Annotated in this window: 17 protein-coding genes; 6 read left to right on the top strand and 11 right to left on the bottom strand. The window is 73.2% G+C overall.

Translation table 11 applies throughout. The features are described 5' to 3' along the window. Positions 1-10 precede the first annotated feature (10 nt). From ACZ60T_RS08245 to ACZ60T_RS08255, 3 genes are all read right to left on the bottom strand, one after another. Positions 11-3,571 carry a UvrD-helicase domain-containing protein gene (locus tag ACZ60T_RS08245; RefSeq protein ID WP_469665556.1) on the bottom strand — a complete coding sequence of 1,187 codons (3,561 nt, stop codon included), beginning with the start codon at positions 3,569-3,571 and terminating at the stop codon, positions 11-13. A gap of 120 nt (positions 3,572-3,691) precedes the next feature. Then, positions 3,692-6,997, bottom strand: a complete 3,306-nt coding sequence (locus ACZ60T_RS08250; RefSeq protein WP_469665256.1) for an ATP-dependent helicase — start codon at positions 6,995-6,997, stop codon at positions 3,692-3,694. A gap of 338 nt (positions 6,998-7,335) precedes the next feature. Beyond that, positions 7,336-7,701, bottom strand: coding sequence for an MGMT family protein (locus tag ACZ60T_RS08255; protein WP_469665257.1), 366 nt, complete (start codon positions 7,699-7,701; stop codon positions 7,336-7,338). Positions 7,702-7,886: 185 nt separating this feature from the next. Here ACZ60T_RS08255 and ACZ60T_RS08260 point away from each other — a divergent pair, with 185 nt between their 5' ends. Together ACZ60T_RS08260 and ACZ60T_RS08265 are read left to right on the top strand one after the other, a co-directional pair. Beyond that, the gene (locus ACZ60T_RS08260; protein WP_469665258.1) at positions 7,887-10,727 is read left to right on the top strand and encodes a lysylphosphatidylglycerol synthase domain-containing protein; all 2,841 of its coding nucleotides are present in this window, start codon (positions 7,887-7,889) and stop codon (positions 10,725-10,727) included. A 118-nt stretch (positions 10,728-10,845) separates the two neighbouring features. Beyond that, positions 10,846-12,426, top strand: coding sequence for an alpha/beta hydrolase (locus ACZ60T_RS08265; protein WP_469665259.1), 1,581 nt, complete (start codon positions 10,846-10,848; stop codon positions 12,424-12,426). A gap of 99 nt (positions 12,427-12,525) precedes the next feature. On the opposite strand, the gene moeZ is transcribed toward ACZ60T_RS08265, so the two are convergent. The 7 genes from moeZ to ACZ60T_RS08300 all read right to left on the bottom strand — a co-directional run bounded on the left by moeZ (position 12,526) and on the right by ACZ60T_RS08300 (position 21,235). Further along, positions 12,526-13,704, bottom strand: a complete 1,179-nt coding sequence (gene moeZ / locus ACZ60T_RS08270; protein WP_365621978.1) for an adenylyltransferase/sulfurtransferase MoeZ — start codon at positions 13,702-13,704, stop codon at positions 12,526-12,528. A 63-nt stretch (positions 13,705-13,767) separates the two neighbouring features. Then, the gene (locus ACZ60T_RS08275) at positions 13,768-14,517 is read right to left on the bottom strand and encodes a spherulation-specific family 4 protein (RefSeq protein WP_469665260.1); all 750 of its coding nucleotides are present in this window, start codon (positions 14,515-14,517) and stop codon (positions 13,768-13,770) included. Then, on the bottom strand, positions 14,505-15,464 hold the full coding sequence (locus tag ACZ60T_RS08280; protein ID WP_365621972.1) for an NAD-dependent epimerase/dehydratase family protein: 960 nt from the start codon (positions 15,462-15,464) through the stop codon (positions 14,505-14,507). Before ACZ60T_RS08280 ends, ACZ60T_RS08275 begins: the two co-directional genes overlap by 13 nt. A gap of 192 nt (positions 15,465-15,656) precedes the next feature. Beyond that, the gene (locus ACZ60T_RS08285) at positions 15,657-16,826 is read right to left on the bottom strand and encodes a hypothetical protein (RefSeq protein ID WP_469665261.1); all 1,170 of its coding nucleotides are present in this window, start codon (positions 16,824-16,826) and stop codon (positions 15,657-15,659) included. After that, complete coding sequence (locus ACZ60T_RS08290) at positions 16,823-18,661, bottom strand: DUF3492 domain-containing protein (RefSeq protein ID WP_469665262.1); 1,839 nt, start codon at positions 18,659-18,661, stop codon at positions 16,823-16,825. Before ACZ60T_RS08290 ends, ACZ60T_RS08285 begins: the two co-directional genes overlap by 4 nt. Positions 18,662-18,923: 262 nt before the next feature. Beyond that, a complete protein-coding gene (locus tag ACZ60T_RS08295; protein WP_469665263.1) occupies positions 18,924-20,225 on the bottom strand; it encodes a DUF3152 domain-containing protein in 1,302 nt (433 codons plus the stop codon). 8 nt (positions 20,226-20,233) lie between these two features. Then, positions 20,234-21,235, bottom strand: coding sequence for an alpha/beta fold hydrolase (locus ACZ60T_RS08300; RefSeq protein ID WP_469665264.1), 1,002 nt, complete (start codon positions 21,233-21,235; stop codon positions 20,234-20,236). A gap of 182 nt (positions 21,236-21,417) precedes the next feature. Here ACZ60T_RS08300 and ACZ60T_RS08305 point away from each other — a divergent pair, with 182 nt between their 5' ends. The 4 genes from ACZ60T_RS08305 (at position 21,418) to ACZ60T_RS08320 (ending at position 23,280) form a co-directional block, all read left to right on the top strand. Next, entirely contained in the window at positions 21,418-21,639 is a 222-nt protein-coding gene (locus ACZ60T_RS08305) for a hypothetical protein (protein WP_469665265.1), read from the top strand. Between the two features lie 156 nt (positions 21,640-21,795). Next, positions 21,796-22,440: a TetR/AcrR family transcriptional regulator gene (locus ACZ60T_RS08310; RefSeq protein ID WP_252422237.1), complete on the top strand. Its 645-nt coding sequence runs from the start codon at positions 21,796-21,798 to the stop codon at positions 22,438-22,440. Between the two features lie 164 nt (positions 22,441-22,604). Continuing rightward, positions 22,605-22,832, top strand: a complete 228-nt coding sequence (locus tag ACZ60T_RS08315) for a DUF3107 domain-containing protein (protein WP_252422236.1) — start codon at positions 22,605-22,607, stop codon at positions 22,830-22,832. 178 nt (positions 22,833-23,010) lie between these two features. Continuing rightward, positions 23,011-23,280, top strand: a complete 270-nt coding sequence (locus tag ACZ60T_RS08320) for a hypothetical protein (protein WP_469665557.1) — start codon at positions 23,011-23,013, stop codon at positions 23,278-23,280. A 53-nt stretch (positions 23,281-23,333) separates the two neighbouring features. Here ACZ60T_RS08320 and ACZ60T_RS08325 read toward each other — a convergent pair whose 3' ends face one another. Beyond that, on the bottom strand, positions 23,334-24,071 hold the full coding sequence (locus tag ACZ60T_RS08325) for a ferritin-like fold-containing protein (protein WP_365621952.1): 738 nt from the start codon (positions 24,069-24,071) through the stop codon (positions 23,334-23,336). Positions 24,072-24,299 lie beyond the last annotated feature (228 nt).

A 24,299-nucleotide genomic window follows, 5' to 3' on the forward strand; every position in this document is an offset into this window, starting at 1 on the left:
GGCCACGAGCCTATCGGCCCACACCGGCGTCCCGGTCCGCCGGTTCCCCGCCCCGGGCCCCGTCCAGCAGCAGCCGCTCCAGGGCGGCCCGGTCCGGCAGGCCCTCGGGGCGTACGACCTCACCGCTGCGGACGTACAGGAACGCGGCGCTGACGGCTTCCAGCGGCACGCCCTGCTGTTCGGCCCAGGCGAGCCGGTACAGGGCGAGCTGGAGCGGGTCTCCGGACGTGCGGCCGGTCTTCCAGTCGACGATCTCGTACACCGTCCCGTCCGCGCCGTCCGTCCCGTCGCCGTCGTCCACGCGGTAGACGGCGTCCATGCGACCGCGTACGACCCGTCCCGCGAGAGCGAGTTGGAAGGGGACCTCGACCCGGTACGGGGTGCGGTGCGCGTAGGGGGTGCGCTCGAAGGCGTCCTTGAGGGCCTCCAAGTCGTGCTCGTCGGCGATCTCGGCGTCCGTTCCGGGCAGCTCCTCCGGCTCCAGCATGGGCAGCCGCAGCTCCTCGAAGCGCGCCTCGACCCACGCGTGGAAGCGGGTGCCCCGGCGCGCGGCGGGCTGCGGGGGGCGCGGCATGGGGCGCGCGAGTTCCTGCGCGAGCCCGTCGGGGTCGGCGGCCAGGCGCAGCACCTGGGACGCGGTCAGGGACGGCGGCAGGGGTACGTCGGTGACGCTCGCGCGGGCGCGCAGCAGCTCCCCGGCCAGGGCGTCGAGGTCGCGGTCCCAGGAGGCGATCGTCTGGGCCTCCTCCGGGGTGAGGGCGTGGTCCGCCTCGGGGCGCCGGGCGCGGGGGACGGCTGGGGCGGCGCTGTCGTCGCCGGGTACGCGCGCGTGCTCCGCCGGACGGTCGGGCGTCCAGGAGTCCCAGTCGAGGGCGTCCTCCTCGGGCGGCTCGTCGTACTCGTACTCGCCGTGAGGGCCGTCCCCTACGTAGGGTTCGCCCCCCTCCTCGTAGTCGTCGTCCGGTGGGGGCGGCCACTCCGGGTCGTCGTACGCGGCCGGGTCGTGGACGGCCGCGGGGCCGTCGCCGCCCCGCGCGCTCATCCGCTCCAGGTGGGCCAGTACGGTCCCGGCGGCGGCCCGGCGGCGGGCGAGGGCCGTCTCGTCCAGCGGGAGCGGCCAGGCATGGTCGGCGGCGTCCTCGCGCAGCGCCGGGTTCTCCTCGTCCTCGGCCGGTTCCTCGGCCCAGGCCTCGATCTCGCCGTACCCGGCGGCGCAGTGGTCGTACAGGGCCTGGAGGAAGTCCGAGGGCCCCCGGGGGCGCTTCTGGCTGGGGCCCCACCAGTGACCGGAGCCGAGCAGCAGGGAGCGGGGTCGGGTGAACGTGACGTAGCCGAGGCGGAGTTCCTCGGTGAGCTGGTGCTCCTTCATGGCGTCGTGGAAGGCCTTCAGGCCCCGGGAGTCCCAGGCCTCGACGTCGGGCAGGGTGTCGGCGTCGCCGCGCAGGGCGTGCGGCAGCACCTTGCCCTGGGCGGTCCACTTCTCCCGGCCCTGGGTGCTCGGGAAGGTGCCGGTGACCAGTCCCGGGACGGCGACGACGTCCCACTCGAGGCCCTTGGACTTGTGCGCGGTGAGCACCTTGACGGTGTTCTCGCCACCGGGCAGGGCGTTGTCGAGGCCCTTCTCGTACTGGGCGGCGGTGCGCAGGAAGCCGAGGAACGCCAGCAGGGTGGCTCCCGGTTCGTTGGCGGCGAAGGTCGCGGCGATGTCGAGGAAGTTGGAGAGGGTCTCGCGGCGGCGGGCGGCCAGCGCGTGCGGGGACGCGGACAGCTCCACCTCAAGGCCCGTGACCGCGAGCACCCGGTGCAGGACGTCCATCAGCGGGTCGGCGAGGGAGCGGCGCAGCTCGCGCAGTTCGGCGGCGAGGCGGGCGAACCGCACGCGCGCGTCGGGCGAGAAGGGCAGCCCGTCGTCCTCCCGACCGGCCCGTATCGGCAGTTCGAGGAACGTGTCGAGGGCGTCCGCGAGTGACATCACCTCGGACGGGTCGACCCCCTCGACGGCCGCGGCCAGCCGACGGTCCGGGTCCTCGTCGGCGTCCACGCGCGCGTGCGACACGAGCAGCCGGGCACGCCGCCCGAGGAGAGCGAGGTCGCGGGGGCCGATGCGCCAGCGCGGCCCGGTGAGCAGGCGGACCAGGGAGGCGTTGGCACCGGGGTCCTGGAGGACCTCGCAGACGGCGACGAGGTCGGCGACCTCGGGCAGATGCAGCAGCCCCGACAGTCCGACGACCTCCACCGGGATGTCGCGGGCCACCAGGGCGCCCTGGATCTCCGCGAAGTCGCTCGCGGTGCGGCACAGGACCGCGATCTCGCCGGAGGGCGTGCCGGTGCGCACGAGGTGGGCGATGGAGTCGGCGATCCAGTCGATCTCCTCGGCGTGGGTGCGCAGCAACGCGCAGCGGACCTGTCCGTCGTGTTCGGCGCCGGGGGCGGGGCGCAGCGCCTCCACGCCCGCGTGCATCGCGCGCAGCGGCTCGGCGAGGCCGTTGGCGAGGTCGAGGAGGCGGCCACCGCTGCGGCGGTTCTCGCTGAGCGCCAGGCGGGTGGCGGGGCGGCCGTCGGCGTGCGGGAAGTGCTCGGGGAAGTCGTCGAGGTTGGCGACGGAGGCGCCGCGCCAGCCGTAGATCGCCTGGCACGGGTCGCCCACGGCGGTCACGGGGTGGCCCGTGCCCGCGCCGAACAGTCCGGCGAGCAGGACCCGCTGCGCCACCGAGGTGTCCTGGTACTCGTCGAGCAGGACCACGCGGAACTCGTCCCGCAGCAGGCGGCCCACCTCGGGGAGGCCGGCGAGGGACGCGGAGAGGGCGATCTGGTCGCCGAAATCGAGCAGGTCCCGGTCCCGCTTCGCCGCGCGGTAGCGGCCGACCAGCTCGGTCAGTTCACGGCGGGCCGCGGCGGTCTCGGGGACCTTGCGCAGGTCGGCGTTGCTGAGCTTGACGCCCTCCAGGGCGCGCAGCAGTTCGGCGTCGTGGGCGCGCAGGTCCTCGGGGCGTACGAGGTGCTCGGCCAGCTCGGCGTCGAGGGCGAGCAGGTCGCTGACGAGGTCCGGGAAGGAGCGGGTCAGCGCCGGGTAGGGGCCGGGGGCCTCGCGCAGGACGCGCGCGGCGAGCTGGTAGCGGGTGGCGTCGGCGAGCAGGCGGGAGGTCGGTTCGAGGCCGATGCGCAGCCCGTGGTCGGTCAGCAGCCGGCCCGCGAAGGCGTGGTACGTGGAGATGACCGGCTCGCCCGGCGGCTGGTCCGGGTCGATCACGTCCGGGTCGGTGACGCCTGCCCGGACGAGCGCCTTGCGGACACGCTCGGCGAGTTCACCGGCCGCCTTGTTGGTGAACGTCAGGCCGAGGACCTGCTCGGGGGCGACCTGTCCGGTGCCCACCAGCCACACCACGCGGGCCGCCATCACCGTGGTCTTGCCCGACCCGGCTCCGGCCACGATCACCTGCGGGGCGGGCGGCGCGATGACGCAGGCCATCTGTTCCGGGGTGAACGGAATGCCGAGCAGCTCCTTGAGCTGCTCGGGGTCGGTGATACGGGCGGGCGCGTCTGGCACGTCGACGAGGCTAACGGCGGCCACCGACAGCCGGGCCCGCGCGAGCTTGTCGGACCGGCGGAAGCCCTGGTCAGCGCGGGTGGTGGGGTACGTCACACGGTCGCTCGTACGTCACACGGCCACGCGTACGTCACACCGTCGCTCTCACTCCACGACCTGGCGGCCTTCGGGCCGCGCGCTGCACGAGGCCCGGAAGGCGCAGTGCGTGCAGTGCTGACCCGTCGTCGGGGAGAAGCGCTCGTCGAGGACCTTGCCCGCGGCGGTGGCCAGCAGCTCGCCGATCCACTCCCCTTCCAGCGGCTCCTGGGCCTGCACCTTGGGCAACACCTCGCCACCGTTCTTCTTCGCGGCGCCCTGGCGCAACTGCACGAGTTCGGCGCCGCCCAGCTCGGGGCGCACGCCGTCGAAGGCCTCGTCGACGGCGCCCTCGCGCACGGCGAGCTGGTAGACGGCGAGCTGCGGGTGCCGGGAGACCTCGGCGGCGCTGGGCCCCTGCTTACCGGTCTTGAAGTCGACCACGTAGGCGCGGCCGTCCACGTCGGCCTCCACCCGGTCCATGGAGCCGCGGATGCGCACCGCGTAGTCGCCCGCTTCGAGGGTGACGTCGAAGTCGTGTTCGCTCGCCACCGGGGTGCGCCCGGCGCGGTCCATCACATGCCACTTCAGGAAGCGTTCGAGCGCCACGCGCGCGTTGTCCTTCTCCTGCGCGGACTTCCACGGCGCGTCGAACGCCAGCGCGTTCCATACGGAGTCGAGGCGCTCCATGAGGACGGCGAGGTCGGCGGGGGTGTGTCCGGAGGCGACCTCGTCGGCGAGGACGTGCACGACGTTGCCGAAGCCCTGGGCGGCCGTCGTCGGCGTGTCCGCCTTCACCTCTCGGCCCAGGAACCACTGCAACGCGCAGGTGTCGGCGAGCTGTTCCAGGGCGCTTCCGGACAGCGCGACGGGCCGGTCGCGGTCGCGCAGCGGCACCTTGCTCGCGGTGGCGTCCCACATGCCCCACCAGCGGTAGGGGTGCGCGGCCGGTACCAGGGGCCGGCCGTCCTCGTCGGCGAGCGCGGCGAGCCGGGCGAGGCGGCGGGCCGCGGCCTCCCGGAGCGTGTCGGACACGCGCGGGTCGACGGTCGTGGCGCGCAGCTCGGCGACGAGCGCGGCGACGGCCAGCGGACGGCGTGGGCGGCCGGTGACGTCCTTGGGCTCGACGCCGAGTTCGGCCAGGAAGCGGGAGGGCTGGTCGCCGTCGTCGGCGGGGGCCTTCACGGCGGTGACGACGAGGCGCTCACGCGCGCGTGTGCAGGCCACGTAGAACAGCCGTCGCTCCTCGGCCAGCAGGGCGCCGGGAGGCAGGGGTTCGGCGAGGCCGTCGCGGCCGATGCGGTCGGCCTCCAGCAGGGAGCCGCGGCGGCGCAGGTCGGGCCACAGACCCTCCTGGACGCCCGCGACGACGACCAGACGCCATTGCAGGCCCTTGGAGCGGTGCGCGGTCATCAGGCGCACCGCGTCGGGGCGCACCGCCCGGCGGCCGAGCGTGTCCGCGGCGATGTCCTGGGCCTCGATCTCCTCCAGGAAGTTGCGGGCGCCCCGGCCGCCGGTGCGCTCCTCCGCGCGCGCGGCCGTCGCGAACAGGGCGCACACGGCGTCGAGATCACGGTCGGCGTTGCGTCCCGCCGCGCCGCCGCGCCGGGAGGCCGCCTCCAGGCGCTTGGGCCACGGAGTGCCGTCCCACAGGTCCCACAGGGCCTCCTCGGCCGTGCCCCCGCCCGCGAGCCGTTCGCGGGCCTTGCGGAGCAGCTCGCCGAGGCGCTGGGCGCCGCGTGTGTACGCCGGGTCGTGCACCACCAGGCGCTCGGGCTCGGCGAGCGCCCGCGCGAGCAGCTCGCCGGAGGGCGGCGGTGCGGGGTTGCCCGCGGCCCGCTCCTCCTCGCGCAGGGCGCGGCCGAGGCGGCGTACGTCGGCGGCGTCCAGCCCCGCGAGCGGGGAGGCCAGGAGGTCGAGCGCGGTCTCGGTGTCGAGCCAGGGGTCCGCTTCCGCGGCGTGCTCGGGGTCCGGACCGGCCGCCGCTCCCCGCGCCACCGCCCGCAGCGCCGTCAGCAGGGGGGTCACCGCCGGTTCGTGGCGCAGCGGCAGGTCGTCGCCGTCGATGTCCAGCGGGACCCCGGCGGCCGTCAGGGCGCGGCGGGCCACCGGGATCATGCGGGCACCCGCGCGGACGAGCACGGCCATCTCGCCCCAGGGAACGCCGTCCTCCAGATGGGCGCGGCGCAGGATGTCGGCGATGTTGTCCAGTTCCGTCCCGGGCGTCGGGTACGTGTAGACCTCGACGCGGCCCCCGTCCCGCACCGCCGCGAGCTCCCGGTGTTCCCGCGCCTTCCGCGCCGGGAGGCGGGTCAGCGGCATGCGCCGGGTCAGCAGCCGGGTGGCGGCCAGAAGGGCGGCGCCGGAGCGGCGGGACGTCCCGAGGACCTCCACGGGCGCCGGTGTGCCGTCCACGCGCGGGAAGGCGTGCGGGAAGTCCAGGATGCCGCCCACGTCGGCGCCCCGGAAGGCGTAGATCGACTGGTCGGGGTCGCCGAAGGCCACCAGGGTCCGGCCGCCGCCCGCCAGGGCGCGCAGGAGTCGTACCTGCGCCGGGTCGGTGTCCTGGTACTCGTCGACGTAGACCACGTCGTACCGGGCGGCCAGCCGCTCGGCGACCTGGGGGCGGTGGGCCAGCAGGACCGCGCGGTGGACGAGTTCCGCGTAGTCGATCGCTCCCTGGAGGTCCAGGACGTCCAGGTATTCGGCGAGGAAGGCGGACGCGGCCTGCCAGTCGGGGCGGCCGATGCGTGCGGCGAAGCGGCGCAGGGCCTCGGGGCCGAGGCCCAGTTCACGGCTGCGGGCCAGCACGGCGCGGACCTCGTCGGCGAAGCCGCGCGTGGTCAGGCAGGCGCGCAGCTCGTCCGGCCAGTGCACATGCGCGAGGCCCAGGCGCTCCAGCTCGGGCTGCCCGGCCAGCAGCTCGCGCACGGCGACGTCCTGTTCGGGGCCGGACAGCAGCCGCAGGGGCTCGACGAAGAGGTCGCTGTCCTGGTGGGCGCGGACCAGGGCGTAGCAGAACGAGTGGAACGTGGTGGCCCGCGGGGCGTGGGCCATGCCGGTGCGCAGCGCCATCCGGTCGCGCAGGTCGACGGCGGCCCGGCGGCTGAACGTCAGCACCAGGATGCGCTCGGGGTCGTCCCCGCGGGCGATCCGGGCGGCCACGGACTCGACGAGCGTGGTCGTCTTGCCCGTGCCGGGGCCCGCGAGCACGAGCAGCGGGCCCGCCTCGTGATGAACCACCGCGCGCTGTCCTGCGTCCAGACGAGGGGGGTCCACTCGGCCCGGCGGGGTACGCACCAACCGGTAAGCGCCACGGCTCCCCCGCCGCAGCTCGCTGTGCGGCGGGCGCCTGGTGGAGGAAGAGGAGCTCACGTGGTTCGCCGGTCCTGGTGGTCGTGCCGTTGGTCACTGCCGGCGCAGAGCGCCGTCGTCGAAGGGTGGTCGTCGGGCGACGGACGCGGGGGCCGTCGCGCGGGGCGGGCGGTGACCTCGGGATGAGGGCTGTGCGCGCCGTCGACGCTACGCCCGGACGCGGCGCGGAAGCAGGGCTTCTCCCCGTTCCACCGTTCCCGTCGGGCCGCTCACGTCCCCTGCCGCACGAACATACGGCATGCCGCGGGCGGGCCCCGCTTCTCCCGTACAGGGCCCGGCGCAGAGCCCGGCAGCACAGGGCCCATCAGCGCAGGGCCCGGATCCGGCGCCGTGAGCCGTCACGGGTGACCGTCCGCGCGGTCATCGCCGTCCCAGCGCGCCCGCCGCATATCGAGGCGCGGCATATGCCCCTCGGCGGCCCGACCGGCCCCGCGCAGCGGGGTGCCCTCCTCGCGGTAGTGGCCCAGCGCGTCCAGTTCATGGCCCGGGAGCAGCACGCCGTCCGCGCGGACGACACGCCACCACGGGACCGCCCCTCCGTAGCGGGACATCACGCCGCCCACCTGGCGCGGGCCGCCCTCCTCCAGCCACTCGGCCACGTCCCCGTACGTCATGACACGCCCCGGCGGGATGCGCTCGGCCACGTCAAGCACCCGCTCCGCGTACTCCGGCAGGACGTCCACCGCACGGCTCTGCTCGCTCATTCGCCCCATACTGCCCGACCCCACCGACAATGGAACGGACAGCGGCCGAACACAGCCCTCGCCTCGGCGCAGCGCTTCGGGCAGACTGTGCGCCCCCGCATTTGCACCCTGATGCCCCCGTGTGTCGGGTCGACATGCCACCATCGTGCGGGCGGTGATTGGTGATTCGAGATCAAGAAGAGGCGATGAAGCAGCAGGGCGTGCACCCCGATGGCGCGGAGGGCACCTCTGGGGCTTCGTCGCGTCCGAACACCGCCGCGAACACGGCCGGGAACACCACTGAGGGCAAGGACCGCCGGGCGGCGCGCGCCGAACGGCGTACCGCGCCCGACGAGGACTGCGACCGGCCCCGCGACGACGACCGGCCCCGCGACAGCGGCCGGGCCCACGACGACGGGCCCCGCAACGACGAGGTGGAGGGCGACGAGCCGCTGCTCCCCGCGCGCGTGCACCGGCCCTCCGATCTGATGCGCCTCCTGGTGGGCGTCCTCGCGATCGTCGTCGTGCTCGCCGTCGCGGCGTTCGCACACGGCACCACCTCCGGGCTCGAACAGGACATCAACAAGGGCACGGGGCAGGCACCCGATCTGCTGATCAAGCTCGCGGGGCTCGCGTCGAGCATCGCGATCCTCCTGGTCCCGGTCGCCTTCGCGATCGAACGGATGATCAAGCGGGACGGGCTGCGCATCGCCGACGGCGTCCTCGCGGCGGTCCTCGCGCACGGCGTGACCCTCGCCACGGACCTGTGGGTCGCGAGGGCCGCCCCGCGCTCCATCCAGGAGGCGCTCACCCAGCCCTCCCCCTCCGACATCCACGCCCTGACCGACCCGGTGCACGGATACCTCGCGCCCGTCATCGCCTATATGACGGCCGTGGGCATGTCCCGCAGACCCCGCTGGCGAGCCGTGCTGTGGGTGGTGCTGCTGCTCGACGCCTTCTCGATGCTGGTCACCGGCTACACCACACCGTTCTCGATCATCCTGACGGTGCTGATCGGCTGGAGCGTCGCGGCGGGCACGCTGTACGCGGTCGGCTCGCCGAACGTACGGCCCACCGGCCGGACCCTGATGGCGGGCCTGCGCACCGTGGGCTTCCGCCCGGTGAGCGCGGCCCGCAAGGAAGCCCACGACACGCTGGACAACGGCGACCGCGGGCGCCGCTACTTCGTCACCCTGGAGGACGGCCCACCCCTCGATGTCACGGTCGTCGACCGGGAGCAGCAGGCCCAGGGCTTCTTCTACCGGCTGTGGCAACGGCTGACGCTGCGCGGCATCACCACCCCCCGCCGCAGCCTCCAGTCGCTGCGCCAGGCGCTGGAGCAGGAGGCGCTCCTCGCCTACGCGGCCATCGCGGCGGGCGCCAACGCGCCCAAGCTGATCGCGACCTCCGAGCTGGGCCCGGACGCCGTGATGCTCGTCTACGAGCACACGGGCGGCCGGACGCTCGACCAGCTCGCCGACGACGAGATCACCGACGCGCTGCTGCACGACACCTGGCAGCAGGTGCGGGCGTTGCAGTCACGGCGTATCGCGCACCGCCGGCTCGCCGGTGACGCTCTCGTGGTGGACTCCTGCGGCGCCGTCGTCCTGACGGATCTGCGGGGTGGTGAGATCGCCGCCGGTGACCTGGTGCTGCGGATGGACATCGCGCAGTTGCTGACCACCCTCGGGCTGCGGGTCGGTGCCGAGCGGGCGGTGGCGTCCGCGGTCGGCGTCTTCGGCCCGGACGCGATCGCCGGATGCCTGCCCCTGCTCCAGCCGATCGCGCTGACACGCGCCACGCGCGCGACGCTCAGGAGGCTCGCGCGCGAGCGGGCGCACCGCGAGCGGGAAGCGGTCCTGGAGGCGTCCCGGCAGGCCAAGCAGGCCAAGCTGGAGGAGGCCCCCGAGAGCAGCGGCGGGGTCACCCTCGACAAGACGGACAAGAGGCCGGACAAGCCCGACAAGAAGGCCCTGCGCGCCGAGCAGCGGGCCGAGAAGCGGGCGATCGACGAGGCCCTCGAAGGCGCGCGCGAGGAGGATCTGCTCACCCAGATCCGCCATCAGGTGCTCCGGATCCGGCCGCAGGCACCGGTCCAGCCCGCCCGCCTGGAGCGGGTGCGGCCCCGCACGCTGATCAGCTTCATCGCCGGTGCCATCGGCGCGTACTTCCTGTTGACGCAGCTCACGCATATCGAGTTCGGCACGCTCTTCTCCCATGCCCAGTGGGGCTGGGTGGCGGCGGCCGTGTTCTTCGCCGCGCTCAGCTATGTCGCGGCGGCGATGCAACTCGTGGGGTTCGTCCCCGAGCGGGTGCCGTTCCCGCGGACCGTGGCCGCGCAGGTCGCCGGGTCGTTCGTGAAGATCGTGGCGCCCGCGGCGGTCGGCGGTGTCGCCCTGAACACACGCTTCCTCCAGCGCGCGGGCGTGCGCCCGGGGCTCGCGGTGGCGAGTGTCGGCGCGTCGCAGTTGGCCGGGCTCGGCTTCCACATCCTGATGCTGCTGTCGTTCGGCTATCTCACGGGCACCGAGAAGACGCCGTCCCTGTCGCCGTCCCGTACGGTCATCGCCGGGCTGCTCACGGTCGCGGTGCTGGTCCTGGTGGTCACGTCCGTGCCGTTCATGCGCAAGTTCGTCGTCACGCGCGTGCGGTCGCTGTTCGCCGGTGTCGTGCCGCGCATGCTCGACGTCCTGCAACGGCCGCAGAAGCTGATCACCGGCATCGGCGGCATCCTGCTGCTGACCGCGTGCTTCGTGATGTGTCTGGACGCCTCGATCCGGGCGTTCGGGTACGAGGAGCACGTCACGCTGAGCCTGGCCAGCGTCGCGGTCGTCTTCCTCGCGGGCAACGCGCTGGGTTCGGCGGCACCGACCCCGGGTGGCGTGGGCGCGGTCGAGGCCACCCTGACCGTCGGCCTCATCGCCGTCGGACTGCCGAAGGAGGTCGCGGCGCCCGCGGTGCTCCTGTACCGGCTGCTGACGCTGTGGCTGCCGGTGCTTCCGGGATGGCTGTTCTTCAACCATCTGACGCGCAGGGGCGCGCTGTAGGAGATGCCGGCCGAGTAGCGGTCTCACGCGAACGGGCGTGTGCGCGCCGGGGAATCGGAACTCACCCGCACGGCTCGCGCCCCGAGCGCCCCACGTGGTGCGGCTCCACGATGAGACCATGCCGAAGCCTCCGCGGACCCGCGCCGCCGCCCTGACCGTCGCCGCCCTGCTGCCCGCTCTGATCGCCGGCTGCGCCCGTGGCCCCGTACCGGAGGGGCAGGTGGGTCCCGTACAGCCGGGCCCTGTCCAAGGGGGCCTGTCGGGGCAGAAGTTGGCCTGGGAGAACTGCCCGCCGCCGTCCGAGGCGGAGGGCGGCGGTACCGCGCCCGCACCGCTGCCGGACGGCACCCGATGGCAGTGCGCGACCATGAAGGCGCCCCTGAACTGGAACGACCCCAGCGGCGGCACCATCGACATCGCGCTGATCCGGGCCAAGGCCGGCGGTGCCCCGAGTCAGCGGATCGGCTCGCTCGTCTTCAACTTCGGTGGCCCCGGCGGCTCCGGCGTCTCCTCGCTGCCCGCCTTCGCACCGGACTACGCGACCCTGCGCAGCCGGTACGACCTGGTGAGCTTCGACCCGCGCGGGGTCGGGCGCAGCGCGGGCGTGAAGTGCAAGACCGACCAACAGCTCGACAGGTTCTTCCAGCAGGACGCGACGCCGACGACAGCGGCCGAGCAACGCGCGTTCCTGAACAGCGTCAAGCAGTTCAACAGCGGCTGCGAGCAGCACTCCGGAAGGCTGCTGCCGTATCTGCGGACGACCGACACGGCGCGCGACATGGACCTGATGCGGCAACTGCTCGGTGACCGCAAGCTGTACTACTTCGGTATCTCGTACGGCACCGAACTGGGCGGCGTCTACGCGCACTTGTTCCCCCAGCACATCGGGCGGGCCGTGTTCGACGCGGTCGTCGACCCGACGCAGACACCGGATCAGCTCTCGCTCGGCCAGGCCAGGGGCTTCCAGTTGGCGTTCGACAACTACGCGCGGGCCTGCGTCACGCAGAGCACGGGATGTCCGGTCGGCAGGACCGTACAGGACGTCCAGAACCGGATCGCCGCCCTGCTGAAGGAACTCGACCGCAAGCCTCTTCCCGCCGCGCCCTCCCGCCAGTTGACGCGGACCGCCGCGACCAACGGCATCGTGCAGGCGCTGTACTCCAAGAACTTCTGGCCGTACCTCACCGAGGGGCTGGAGCTGGCGTACGTGGGCGACGGCAGGTTGCTGATGCTGCTGTCGGACACGCTGAACGGGCGCAACGAGGACGGCCGTTACAGCAACCTCACCGCCGCGAACGTCGCCATCAACTGCGCGGACGAGAAGCCGCGGTACACCACTGCCGAGGTGCGGGCGAAGCTGCCACAGTTCCGGGCCGTCTCCCCGCTGTTCGGCGACCTCCTGGCCTGGTCCCTGCTGAGCTGTGCCAACTGGCCGGTGCAGGGCGCCGCTTACCACCCGGACGTGAGCGCGCCCGGCGCCCCGCCGATCCTCGTCGTCGGCAACACCGGCGACCCCGCGACCCCGTACGAAGGCGCGCGCAGGATGGCGATGGCGCTGGGCAAGGGCGTCGGCGTCCAACTGACGTACAAGGGCCAGGGGCACGGCGCGTACAACAGCAAGAACGCGTGCGTCCAGAACACGGTGAACCGCTACCTGCTGGACGGCAAGGTCCCCCCGAACGGCACGGTCTGCTCCTGACGCCGACCCCGCCCGTCGCGAACACCAGCGACGACAGAAGCCCACAGCCGCTGAGCTGGTCAGCGGCTGTGGGCTTCTTCGGGTTCGCCGGGGGGTCGGTCAGTAGACCGGCTTGTGCGGTTCGATCTGGTTGACCCAGCCGATCACGCCGCCGCCCACGTGGACCGCGTCCGCGAAGCCCGCGGACTTCAGGACCGCGAGGACTTCCGCACTGCGGACACCCGTCTTGCAATGCAAGACGATCTTCTTGTCCTGCGGGAGGCTGCCCAGGGCCGTGCCCATGAGGAACTCGTTCTTCGGGATCAGCCGGGCGCCCGGGATGGAGACGATCTCGTACTCGTTCGGCTCGCGGACGTCGATGATCTCGATGTTCTCGCCGTCGTCCATCCACTCCTTGAGCTGCTTGGGAGTGATCGTGGAGTCGGCGGCGGCGGCCTGCGCCTCCTCGGAGACGACGCCGCAGAAGGCCTCGTAGTCGATGAGTTCGGTGACGGTCGGGTTCTCGCCGCACACCGCGCAGTTCGGGTCCTTGCGGACCTTGACCTGGCGGTACTGCATCTCCAGGGCGTCGTAGATCATCAGTCGGCCGACCAGCGGCTCGCCCGTGCCGGTGAGGACCTTGATCGCCTCGGTGACCTGGATGGACCCGATGGACGCGCACAGCACGCCCAGCACGCCGCCCTCGGCACAGGAGGGGACCATGCCCGGCGGCGGGGGCTCGGGGTACAGGCAGCGGTAGCAGGGGCCGTGCTCGGACCAGAAGACGGAGGCCTGGCCGTCGAAGCGGTAGATCGAGCCCCAGACATACGGCTTGTCGAGCAGCACGCACGCGTCGTTGACCAGGTAGCGGGTCGCGAAGTTGTCCGTGCCGTCGACGATCAGGTCGTACTGGCTGAAGATGTCCATCACGTTGTCGGCCTCGAGCCGCTCCTCGTGAAGGATCACGTCCACATACGGGTTGATGCCCTTGACGCTGTCCCGCGCGGACTCGGCCTTGGAGCGGCCGATGTCGGACTGGCTGTGGATGATCTGCCGTTGCAGGTTCGACTCGTCGACCTCGTCGAACTCCACGATGCCGAGGGTGCCCACACCGGCCGCGGCCAGGTACATGAGCGCGGGCGAGCCCAGACCGCCGGCGCCCACACACAGCACCTTGGCGTTCTTCAGCCGCTTCTGCCCGTCCATCCCGACATCCGGGATGATCAGGTGGCGGGAGTACCTGCGGACCTCGTCTACGGTGAGCTCGGCGGCGGGCTCGACCAGGGGTGGCAGCGACACGGGGACTCCGTTGGTCGATCGATCACGACAGTGGTTCTCCCGTCAACACTGCCACGCCCTTCTTCATTCCGAGACACCCCTTCCGATCCGCGAGACGATCTCGTCCCAGTAGCCGGGCATGGCCGCCCAGGGATCGGCGTGGCCGCCGCGCGCCGTACGGTCCGTGAACCAGATCGTCGCGGCGCCCTGCCAGCGGGCGATGCGCAACGCCTCGTCGAGATGGCCGCGGGGCACGCCGTGCACGAGGTGGCAGAACCGCTCGGGCGGATGGTCGGCGGTCCACTCCGCCACCTGTGACCAGCGGTAGTCGCTCCAGGGGCCGCGGAAGGTGACCAGTTGGTCGGCGATCTCCGCGTATCCGGGATACGGGTGCGTGCCGTGGCCGAGGACCACATGCCCCGGGTCGAGCAGGGAGCGCAGCCTGGTGATCGCGCGGCGGACCTCGGGGAGCGCGGCGCGCTCCGCAGGGCAGCGGTCCAGCAGGAAGCCGTCGACCCGGTACCAGTCGAGATACCGGTGCGCCTCGGAGAACAGCTCGGCGAGACCGCGCGCGCCGTGGGCGAGGTCGAGATGCCCGAGCACACGCGCGCCCGCGGTGTGCAGCCGTCCCGCCGCGTCCTCGCAGTGCGGATCGGGCCGGGTGCCGGGGCCTTCGTTCACATTGAGGACGACCCAGTGGAGCGGGAGGCCCGGCCGGGTGAGCGCGTCCCACTCCTCGGGCGCGACGAGCGGATGCGCATAGCCGGGGATGCCGAGCCCGGGGCCGAGGCCGGTGCGGGTGGCGCCCGTCGTCGTACTGGTCAGATGCGGCATGCCGCCTCCATCCAGATGTCGGCGAGGGACTCCTCCAGGCTGATCCTCGGCCGCCAGCCGAGCCGGTCACGCGCCGTGCGTACGTCGGCCTGCTGCCAGCTTCCGCAGCCGTCCGGGTAGGGGTACGCGACCGGGGGCGGCTGCTCCTGTTCGCCGCGGGGGTGGGCGAGGACGGGCCGCACCGGACCGGGAGGCCCGTCGACCTCGTTCAGGGCGCCTCCGTACCCGGCGACGCGCGTGAGGACGACGGCTGCGTCACGCAGACGTACGGCGCGCCCCGAGCCGATGTTGATCACTCCTTGGGCGGCGGAGAGGGAGGCCGCGTGGACGGCACGCGCGACATCGCGCACATCGACGAAGTCACGCTGGACGCCGAGGCCGCCGAGCTTGAGTTCGCCGTCACCGGCCTGCATGGCGCGGCGCATGGCCTCGGCGAGGCGGCCGAGCGGGGATCCGGCGGGCGTGCCGGGTCCGGCGGGCGAGAAGACACGGAGCACGACCGCGTCCAGCCCGGAGCCGAGGACGAGTTCGGTGGCGGCGAGCTTGCTGACGCCGTACGGGCCTCCGGGGCGCGGGACCGCGTCCTCGGCCGTGGAGGAGCCGGGCTGGCTCGGGCCGTACTCCGCGCTGCAGCCGAGCTGCACCAGCCGGGCCCCGCACCCGCTGCGGCGCAGGGCCTCGCAGACGGTGGCGACGGCGACGGTGTTGTGCCGGGTGAGTTCGCGGGCACCCCCGCGGATGGCCCCGGCGCAGTTGACGACGACCCCGGGGTGCACGGCGTCCAGGAAGCGGGTGAGTGCGCCGGGGCTGCCGGACGCGAGGTCGAACCGTACGTCGGCGTCGTCGCCGCGGCCGAGCGCGGTGAGCTGCACGGCGGGATCGGCGAGCAGGCGGTCGGCGACGAAGCGGCCGAGATAGCCGTTGGCTCCGATCAGCAGGACCCTCATCGGGCGGCTCCCGGGGCGGACTCTCCGGTTCGGGAGGTGATCATCTGGCGTTCTCCTTCAAGGGTGGTGCCGAGGGACGAGAGGGGCCCGCGGTGTCGGTCCCGCGGGAGGCGCGTGCCCGGGGCGCGGACCGGGTCCCGGGCGACGGCTGCGGCTCAGGGCGTCGCCGGTGGGGCGGCCCGAGCCGCGGGCTCAGGGTGATCCGGGCGGCTGGGCGTGGGCCGAGGCCCGGGTGAGGGTTCGGGTCGCGTGGATCAGCAGGATCAGGGCGACCGGCGCGCAGACGACGAGGGGGACGGCGTCCACGCCCCAGGTGTCGGCGAGGACGTGGACCGGGGTGGCCAGGAACGAGCAGCCGGGGAGGCGCCCGGCGAAGACCGAACTCAGGGCCGTGCCCTCGGCGGCGGCCGCGGTGGCGAGAGCGACCGCCGGAGCCTGTCCGAAGCCGTGCGCGGTGAGCAGCCGGGCGATCAGCAGGAGCGCGCCGAGGGCACCCGCGGCGGCGTACGCGCCCACGCCCCCGTACGCGCCCACGCCTTCGTACGCGCCGAGCACGAGCCCGCACAGCACGAGCAGCGCGCCCAGGGCGCACAGGAAGAGCGCGACCACGCCCAGCAGCAGCGGGGTGATCGAGGAGGCGAACTCCTCCAGGCCGCGGCTGGCCGCGAGTCGGCGGCGCGCGCGTACGGCGAGGAGGCGGGCGCACCAGGTGGCCGGGGCGAAGGCCAGGGCGAGGGCCAGGACGGGTACGGGAGCCGGGGGCCAGGGGCCGTCGGGGCCGCCCTCCAGTGCGGCGCGCAGCAGTCCGTCGCCGAGGAGGGCGTACGCGAGCAGCCAGCAGGTGGCCGCGCGACCGGTGTTCGGCGCGGTGACGGACGGCGCGCGCAACGGGCCGCGGCGCAGGGCCGCGCGCAGGCCGAGGGCGACGGCGAGGACGCCGAGCGCCACGACGGCGACGCGGACGCGGCCTTCGGTGAGCCGCTGGCCGACGAGGGTGGCCGCGCACAGCGCGCCGGGCAGCAGCGCGAGGAGGGCCCAGGGTCCCCGCTCCTGGGCGGCGTCCAACGGGTCGGACGACGGCGGGAGTTGATCACCTGAGCGTGGCACGCGCGCGTACATCTCCTCGGCGAGCGAGAACACGTCGCGGTGGCGGAAGCGCGCGGCGGCCCGGTCGGTCAGGCCGTGCGCCTCCAGTCCGGCCGCGATCTCCAGTGGGTCGACGGCCCGTTCGCACAGGTCGTGGTGGCGTCGCATCAGCGCCTTGACGGGGTCGACGCCGACGCGGCGCGCCGGGGGCGGCGTGCGGGCCGTGTCGAGGCCGTCCGCGGGCGCGAGGCGGTCCAGTTCTCCGAGGTCGCTCATCGCGCGCCCTCCGCCGCCGGGACGGGCGCGTGGTGTGCCGCCGTGTCGGGCTCGGGGGTGCGGTGCGGGGGCATTCGGCGCTCGCGCGTGTGGCGCTCGGACGTGTCGTGCTCGGGCGTCTCGGGTCCGGTCACGTCGTGTCCGGGCACGTCATGTTCGGGCACGTCGGGTCCGGGCAGGTCGTGTTCGGGTGGCAACGCCCAGCGCGGTCTTCTGAGCGGGCGGTGTCGCCCGGTCCAGCGGCCGGGCAGGTGCGCCTCCGTCGGTGCGCCGAAGGGACGCGGTTCGCCCGCCCCGTCGACGAGCACGCGCCGCACCGGCACGTGGGAGACGATCTCCAGATACAGCTCGTGGAACGCCGCGGTGTTCCGCTCGACGGTGAAGAGTTCGAGGGCTCGCGCGCGGGCGGCTGCGCCGAGGCGCGCACGGCGCGCGGGGTCGCGCAGCAACGCCACGCACGCCTCCGCGAGCGCCCGCGGGTTGCGCGGCGGGACCACGAGCCCCGTACCCCCTATGGCCTCGACCACCGCGCCGACATCTGTGGACACGGTGGCCCGCCCGCAGAGCATGGCCTCCACCAGGCTGATCGGGAAGCCCTCGATGACGCTCGACAGGACGACGACCGCCCCGGACCCGTAGACCTCCGCCAGGTCGGGCGCCTGAGGACCACCGATGTCCTCGAAGGACACCGGGTTGTCACCGACGGCGTACGCGCCTTCGGCCTCGTCAGGGAAGAGATGGGCGGCCAGGGCCTTGCAGTGCCCGAGGTAGGCGGCGCCCTCGGGATCGGGGACGGCCCCCACGATCCGCAGCCGTGCCGTCGGCTCCGCCGCGCGGATCCGCGCGAAGGCGTGGAGCAGGGAGACCAGGTCCTTGGCGGGTTCGACGCGCCCGACCCAGACCAGCGTGGCCGGGTCCGCGCCGTCGGGCGACTCGCCCACCGCCGTGAAGCGGGACGCCTCCATGCCGGGGTAGACCGTGCGCAGCTTGGCGCGGTCGGCGCCGCAGCGTTCCTGCCACCGGCGCGCGTGGGCGTTGCCGGGTGTGATGCACGCGGCGCGCCGGTACACCTCGGCGGCCAGCCTGCGATGGAAGGCGGCGAGCACCGCGCGTACCGCGGAGGGCGTTTCGTCCGGCGCCCCCAGGTAGTGGGCGCGCAACCGGACGCCGTACTCGGTGACGAGCAGCGGGACCCCGGAGAAGTGCCGCGCGAGCAGCCCGGTGAGGGCCGCGGCGCCGCCCGTCGTGGCATGGCAGAGGTCGACCGCGCCGATCCCGTCGTCCGCGTACCAGTCGAGCGAGAGGGGGCGCAGGGCGCGTTCGACCTGCGCGGCCACCTCGAGCAGATCGGGCACGCGCGCCGTGCGCGCCGCGCGCAGGGCACCCGGCGCGTGACAGGCGCTCTCCAGCGCGCGTACGGCGGTCTCGGACCGCAGCGCGCCGCTCAGTCCGCCGTCGTCGCGGGCGAGTTCGGCGAGGGCGTAGAGAGCGCTGCCGAAACGGTCCGCCTCGGGGTCGACGGCTCCGGACGCGCCCGGCTCCGCAGCCGAGCACAGCGCGCCGACCAGGTCCCCGTACGCCTCGGCGAACCGCCGTCGCGCGCGGCGCCCATGGACCACGCCGTCGTCCTCCGCGGTCCACAGCGGTGCCGTCCGTACCCGGCTGACCTGCGGCGGGAGCGGAACCCAGCCCTCCACCTCCTGCCGCTCGCCGCTGCTGAGCGCATAGACGTCGAACTCGTGCTGCGCGAGCCCGCGTACCAGGCGCTCGCACCAGAGCCTGGCCTCACCGCCCACATACGGATAGCCACCCTCCGTCAGCAGTCCGATGCGCACGAACGCACCCCCGATCTCCCGTCCGAGGAGCCGCCGTTGCCCCGGCGGCTCGCAGCGGGACGAACGTATGCGGACACGACGGTGGCGCGACGGACGGTTGTCCATCGCGCCACCAAAAGGGGTGAACGGTCGTAACTTTCCCGTACGGACCGCGTTCTAGCGCGCTACGAGATCAGGCAGCCACCGGCGGACGCATCGGACGGCCCCTTGACGCGCCGACAACACGCCGGGAACGCGCCATCGACCCACCGTCAGCCCGCCGTCAACTCTTCGGATACGGCCAGGGGTTGGGCAGACAGTGGATCCCGTCGTGGTCGAGGAACTTGGTCTGCTGCTGCATGACCGGGGCCAACTGGCCGTCCTTCTGGCAGGTGACGTGGTTGTTGCCGAGACGGTGACCGACCTCGTGGTTGATCAGCATCTGGCGGTACGGGTAGATCTTGTCGCCGTAGGTCGTCGAACCCCGCGCCCAGCGATAGGCGTTGATCATCACGCGCTCGGTGGACGCCGAGTCGCAGGAGACGTTGTCCTGCGTCGTGTCCAGACCCGACTTGGCGCACCAGGCGGCGGTGGTGCCGGGACTGGCCAGGGTGACCACGAAGTCGGGCTTGCCGGAGGAGACGCGCTCGAAGACATGTGTCTCGTCGTGGGCCCAACTGCGGTTGTCGTTGAGGGTGCGCTGCACGGCCTGCGCGAAGAGTTCGCCGTCCAGGCCGAGGCCCTTCTCCACGTCCACGCGGTAGGTGTACTTCCCCTTGCCGGACACCTTGTCGGTGCCGGGGACCGTGCCGAACGTGCCGGGTCCCTTCAGGGTGGCGCTGAGCGGATACGTGCGGTGCATCGCCTGCTCGTACGTCAGCGGGGTCGCGCTCGGCGCGGCGGAGGGCGTCGCACCGTCGTCGTCGGAGGAGGAGCCGTAGGAGTCGCCGCCCTGTTCGGTGGCGGACTGCGACGACCCGGCCGTGCCGCTGTGCTCGTCCGCGACCTGGCCCGCCACGACGACCGCGAGCGCCGTGGTGACGGCCGCCGCCGCGATCCCGGTGAACGTGCGCCCCTTGCCGCCCTCCTTGGGCCGCCCGCCGCCCGCCTCGGCCGGTGGCGGGCCGTCGGACGCGTTCCCGCCGCCCCTGCCGCCGGTGCGAAGGGTGCGGGGGCGCCGGGGCGCGAAGACGTCGTCGTCCTCGTCGAAGGCGTCGAGATACTCCTGGCGCGGGCCGCCCTGCGTCCGCTGGCCCGGGATGCCGGGTCCACGGCGTCCGGGCGGCGCGCTCTGCCGTACCCCCGCGGGCGCGGCGCCCTGCCCGAACTCGCCCCAGCCGCCGCCCGGTTCACGCTGCTCGGGATGGCCGCCCCGGCTCTCGCGGACCGGTGCGCCCTGTGCCCCGCGGGCATGTGTCCCGGTGTTGTCGTACTGGGGGAACCGCGGGATGCCCCGCGCGTGCGTCGCCTCGGTCGCGGACGCGCGCGTGTCCCCGGCCGACGGATCCGTCCCCGGTATACCGGGGGCCGCGACCGCGTTCGCGCGTGTGCCGTTGTCCCGCCCCTTGCGGCTGTGTCGTCCCACGCCGCGCCTCAACTCCCCGCGCCGGCACGGTCGGACCCACCCGCGAACGTGGCCCCCGGCCCCGCGGCGGCGAGGAGTTCACGGAACGCCACCGCCACCTGCTCGGGGTACTCCATCATCGCGACATGCCCCGCGTCCGGCAGGGTCAGCAGCCGGGAGTCGCGGAAGGAGCGCGCCGCGCGCCGGGCCATCCGGTACGACACCAGTTGGTCCCGGCCGCCGTACACGAGCAGCGTCGGCGCGAGCACCCGCTCCGCCTGACGCCACAGCCCGTGCTGCCCGCCGAGTGTGTACGCGTTCACGATCCCGCGCACGGAACGCGCCATCGCGTCCCAGAAGTACGGCAGTCGCAGCCGCCGCTCCATCTCCTCGACCGCGTTGCGGAAGCCCTCCGGAGAGACCCGCCCGGGGTCGCCGTAGCACAGCGCCATGACCCCGCGCACGCGTTCCTCGGGCGTCCATTCCTTGGTGCACCGGGTGAACAGGGAGGCCACGCCGGGCAGCGCGAGCAGCCCCGTCGGGATCGCGCCGCGCTGGATGAAGACCTCCGGGAGCGCGGGCGAGACGAGGGAGAGCGTACGGACGAGATCGGGCCGTACGGCCGCCACGCGCGTGGCGACGGCGCCACCCAGCGAATTGCCGAACAGATGTACGGGGCCGCGCTCGGCCGCGTCGAGATAGCGGATGACCGCACGCGCGTGCCCGGTGACCGAGTAGTCGCCGTCGTCCGGGGGCGGTGAGTCACCGAAGCCCGGCAGATCGACCGCCTCGCCGTCGACGAGCCCGTCGAGCAGGGGCATCAGCGCCGACCAGTTCTGGGAGGAGCCCCCGAGTCCGTGCACATAGAGCGCGGGCTGCAGACCCTCGTTCCCCGACGACCCCGTCCGCACCGCGAGCGTGGCCCCCGGCAGTCTCACCGACCGGAGCCGCTCGCCGCCCTCGGCCTCGACGGGCGACACCTTCGGGAGCGCGTTGACGGCCGGGACAGGCGGTAGCTCGGTCGAAGACATGCGGCAATGTTACGAGACGATCACGCGCCCATTCCTGTGTGAGCCATCACATACGACAAGCACACGAGGCACGCACCGCACATAGCGTCCCGATCGGGTGTCTCCTAGGCTCGAAGCAGGGTACCCGCCTGTGGCCCCTGCCTCTTTCAGGAGCGCTCCAGAACCTGGGAAGGGAGCCCACCATGACCGTAGACCCCACGGATCCCGAGACGTTCGAGGAGGACGAGACCGAGACCGTCGAGCTCGACGTGGAGGCCTCGGAGCACGACGCGGCGGAAGAGTTCACGGAAGAGTCCCAGGAGCGGGAGGAACCCGTGACCGAGGAGGAGCGGCTGCGCGCCAACGAGGCTGACCTCGTGGAGCAGAAGCGCGTCATCCGCCTCGACGAGGACGACTACCGGTGAAGCCCCCGCGCGCCCCGCGCCTTCCGAAAATCCCCGCGTGGCTTTCGCCGCTGGTCGGTCCGTGAAATTCTGCGCTCGCACCGCGCACACCACGGTTACCGAAAAGTACGATGGCCGGGCGGCGCACACCGCATATGGACGAATTTGGGAGGCGGCGTGACAGCCATCGAGCAGACAGAGGCGGCACGCCCGCGAGGCACGCGCCTGCCGCGCCGTGCCCGACGGAACCAGTTGCTGGGCGCCGCACAGGAAGTCTTCGTGGCGCAGGGCTACCACGCGGCCGCGATGGACGACATCGCCGAGCGCGCGGGCGTCAGCAAGCCGGTGCTCTACCAGCACTTCCCGGGCAAGCTCGACCTGTATCTGGCGCTGCTGGACCAGCACTGCGAGGCCCTGCTGCAGGCCGTACGGACCGCGCTCGCGTCGACGACGGACAACAAGCAGCGCGTACGGGCCACGATGGACGCGTACTTCGTGTACGTGGAGGACGACGGCGGCGCCTTCCGACTGGTGTTCGAGTCCGACCTGACGAACGAGCCCGCCGTGCGCGAGCGCGTCGACAAGGTCACGCACGAGTGCGCCGAGGCGATCTGCGACGTCATCGCCGAGGACACCGGCCTCTCGCGGGCCGAGTCGATGCTGCTGGCCTCCGGGCTCGGCGGCCTCGCCCAGGTCGTGGCGCGCTCCTGGCTGCACAGCGACCGCAGTGTCCCGCGTGACCAAGCGGTGCAGTTGCTGACCTCGCTGGCCTGGCGGGGCATCGCGGGCTTCCCGCTGCACGGCAGCGAGCAGCAGAGCTGACGCACCCCCGCTGACCCCGCGCGGGGGCGCGCGGCCGGGATTGTTCCCGTCCGCTGTTCGCTCCTGGCGTGCGGGGACCGAGCGTACGTATCCCCTCACCGGGCTAATGTGTGCTGGTACGGCGCGGACGGCCGCGCACATCACTGACCGTCGGAGGGAAAGCCGTGGAGGTCAAGATCGGCGTGCAGCACGCGCCCCGCGAGATCGTGCTGGAGAGCGGTCAGAGCGCCGAAGAGGTCGAGCAGGTCGTGGCCGAGGCGCTGGCCGGCAAGGCCCAGCTCCTGAGCCTCGTGGACGAGCACGGCCGCAAGCTTCTGGTGCCGGCCGACCGTCTCGCCTACGTGGAGATCGGCGAGCCGGCTCCGCGCAAGGTGGGCTTCGGAACGCTGTAGTCACGGATCCGGCAGGTCCGGATCACACGCGAGGGGCCCGGTGGCATCTGCCACCGGGCCCCTCGCGTTGTCACCGGCCCCTCGCGTCGTCCCCTAGGGGATTGTGGTCCGCGTGCCACGGGTAGGACCGGGCTACGACCGCTTCGCCCTGGCAGCAGCCGTGCGGGAGGGAATCGTCATGCTCGTGGAAACGCTCGGCTCCGCCGTCCTCGGACTCGTCCTGGCCTGGGCGGCGGCCGGCCGCCTGCCCCATCGGCTTCCGGCCCGCGCGATGGTGCTGTCGACCGGCGCCGCGGGGGCGCTGTTCGGCGCGTTGGTCACCCGCAGCGCGCTGGGCTCGACCGGACATCTGGTGACCCTCGTCGGGGCGCTGGCGGTCTGCGCGGCCTCGCTGTCCCTGCTGCTGCGCCCCGCGGAAAGGCTCCGCCGCCGTTCGGCGACGGCCTGAGGCCGAGCGCCGGGCCCGGCGACACCGCAGGGCCGGACAGTCGAGGTGACTGATCAGGCGGCCAGGCCCAGCGCCGCCATCCGCTTCGTGTGCGCCTCGGTGATCCGGGAGAACATCCGGCCGACCTCGGCGAGGTCGAAGCCGTCGGCGACACCGCCGACGAGCATGGTCGACAGGGCGTCCCGCTCGGCGACCACACGCTGCGACTGCGACAGGGCCTCGCCCATCAGCCGTCGCGCCCACAGCGCGAGCCGTCCGCCCACGCGCGGGTCGGCGTCGATCGCGGCGCGCACCTTCTCGACGGCGAAGCTGGCGTGCCCCGTGTCGTCGAGGACGGCGAGCATGAGCCCGCGCGTATCGCTGTCGAGCCGGGCGGCGACCTCGCGGTAGAAGTCGCTGGCGATCGAGTCGCCCACGTACGCCTTGACGAGCCCCTCCAGCCAGTCCGCGGGCGCGGTCTGCCGGTGGAAGCTGTCGTACGCCACGACGAACGGCTCCATCGCCTCCGTCGGCCCTGAGCCGATCTCGGTGAGCCGGTCCCTGATCCGCTCGAAGTGGTGGAACTCGGCGGACGCCATCTTCGCCAGCGCCGCCTTGTCCGTGAGCGTCGGTGCGAGCTTCGCGTCCTCCGCGAGCCGCTCGAACGCCGCCAGTTCCCCGTAGGCGAGGGCGCCGAGCAGGTCCACGACGGCAGCGCGGTACTGGGGATCGACGGAGGCCTTCGCCCAGTCCTGGGCGGCGACTCCGGTGGCTTCGGCGGGTGCGTCGGGGGCGTGGTCAGGCGTCGTCATGAAGCGCACAATAGCCCGCGCACCGTGTCATCGAGCCTCGCGGTCGATCAGTGTGACGACGACTACGTGACGGAATCGCCCGACGCGCGTGCGCGATTCCGGGGTATGGTGGTAATGCGCCTGCCGAGGTCTCGACGGGCCGCACGTATGAGGATGCCCGGTCGGTGGCCCGATCGGCTCCGACCCGACAGCCCTCCTCGTCAGTACGGCCCTGGGGCCTACGACAAC

The organism is Streptomyces sp. NPDC104371 (genome assembly GCF_055583785.1).